We start from the raw sequence: 2,095 nt of genomic DNA, 5'->3' as shown, positions 1-2,095 counted from the left end.
TCTGTCGCCACCCACCTGCCCGTTTGAATCGGAGGCAATGTTGTTCGAACTTAAAGCTAATAAGGTAGCTACCATGAAAAATGACCTGCTATCAGGTCTGACGGTAGCACTGGCATTGGTGCCCGAAGCGGTAGCCTTTGCATTTGTTGCGGGTGTTGAACCACTGGTGGGTCTCTACGCTGCGTTTATGGTAGGTCTTATCACGGCTGCCATTGGTGGTCGTCCGGGCATGATTTCTGGTGCTACTGGTGCACTGGCTGTGGTTATGGTCACTCTGGTGGCAGACCATGGTGTTCAGTACCTCTTTGCAACCGTTGTACTGATGGGGATCATCCAGGTTCTGGCTGGGGCGCTTAAGCTGGGTAAATTTATTCGCATGGTGCCCCACCCGGTAATGCTGGGCTTTGTTAATGGTTTGGCCATCGTTATTTTTCTGGCTCAACTGGGTCAGTTCGGCGTTGAAGGTGAAACAGGCTGGCTCTCAGGTACCTTTATGGAAGGCAGTGTTATTGATATAGCCTGGATGCAGGGTAGTGAGCTCGGCATGATGCTGGGGTTGGTGGCTTTGACTATGGCTATTATTCACTTCCTGCCCAAGCTGACGAAAGCTGTTCCTTCTTCTTTGGCAGCTATTCTTGTGGTTTCCCTGCTGGTCATTGGCCTGGATTTGGATACCCGAACAGTGGGTGATGTAGCTGGCATTGCCGGTGGATTACCTGAATTCAGCGTTCCCATGGTGCCATTGAGCATGGAGACCTTACTGATCATTCTGCCTTATTCTCTGATTCTGGCGGCCATTGGCTTAATTGAGTCTCTGTTAACCCTGCGTATGGTTGACGAGATTACTGAAACTCATGGCAGCTCTAACCGTGAATGCATGGGGCAGGGTGCAGCCAACATTGTGACTGGTTTCTTTGGCGGTATGGGTGGTTGTGCCATGATCGGCCAGAGCATGATCAATGTTAACTCCGGTGGTCGTGGTCGCCTGTCGGGTATTTCGGCGGCGCTGTTCCTGCTGGCATTCATATTGGTGGCTTCTTCTCTGATTGAGCAAATTCCTGTTGCGGCCCTGATCGGCGTTATGTTCATTGTAGTGATTGGCACTTTTGAATGGAGTAGCTTTCGCATCATGCGCAAAGTGCCCGGGGGTGATGCCTTTGTTCTGGTGCTGGTATCAGTCGTAACTGTTTTGACCGATTTGGCTGTCGCTGTCATTATCGGGGTTATTGTATCTGCCCTGATCTTCGCTTGGGAGCATGCCAAGCAGATTCAGATTGAGAAGAAAGAAGACCGGGAAGGTTCCAGCGTTTACAAAGTGCATGGTCCTTTGTTCTTTGGCTCCACCACTCACTTTTTGGAGCAGTTCTCACCAAAAGACGACAACAAGGACGTAGTGATCGACTTTGCTGATTCCCGAGTGTGTGATCACTCTGGACTGGAAGCCATAGATACGCTGGCAGAGCGTTACACCAAAGCAGGCAGAAATCTGCACCTGCTGCACTTGAGTCAGGACTGTCAGAAACTGTTGAAGAAAGCAGGCAGCATGGTAGAAGTGAATGTCATTGAAGATCCTAAATACTTTGTGGCCACGAATGCCTGATTGTTAAGTTGATCGTTTGGTGCATCCTGAGAAACCCGGCTAGTTGCCGGGTTTTCTGTTGCTGGCAGGTGGGTAAAGTAACTGCGACAAAAAATAACCTTCTTAATTATTAAGGGATAGTACGTTAGTACTTTTTCGCATGTTGAACCTCTTATGAAATTCTGTATAGTACGCCTCCTCCAACGGAGCAGATTGCCACAGCAGCAGAGCTGAATCACCTGACAAAAAGGCAGGTTGACAACATCAGCTGACACGGTAGAATGCGCCGCCGCTGAACAAGAAAAGCAACGCTGATTAAGCATGAGCGTCTGTCAGTTCAGCGAGTTGAAAAGCCGTTTTGACTCTTTAGCACAGAGAGCGCTTGACAACAAAAACGGTCGCGGTAACATAGCGGCCTCGCTGATCAGCTTGACCGCTGGTTCAGCCGATTAAAACCTTCTTGTTTTAATCCAGTTCTTTAACAAATTGCTTGACCGCTGGTTCAGCCGATTATAA

General features: G+C 49.2%; 1 protein-coding gene. It reads left to right on the top strand.

The features are described 5' to 3' along the window. Window positions 1–37: 37 nt before the first annotated feature. Window positions 38–1,600 carry a SulP family inorganic anion transporter gene (locus KDK19_RS09100; RefSeq protein ID WP_257291783.1) on the top strand — a complete coding sequence of 521 codons (1,563 nt, stop codon included), beginning with the start codon at window positions 38–40 and terminating at the stop codon, window positions 1,598–1,600. Window positions 1,601–2,095: the final 495 nt, after the last annotated feature.

Origin of the sequence: Endozoicomonas sp. ONNA1 (genome assembly GCF_024606325.1) — a bacterium.
Classification (GTDB): domain Bacteria; phylum Pseudomonadota; class Gammaproteobacteria; order Pseudomonadales; family Endozoicomonadaceae; genus Endozoicomonas_A.
The sequence above is the reverse complement of the archived record's forward strand: the minus strand, read 5'-3'. Positions and strand labels throughout refer to the sequence as shown.

Coding starts and splice junctions, on each gene's coding strand:
- KDK19_RS09100 (WP_257291783.1), top strand. CDS start 38: ATGTTGTTCGAACTTAAAGCTAATAAGGTAGCTACCATGAAAAATGAC.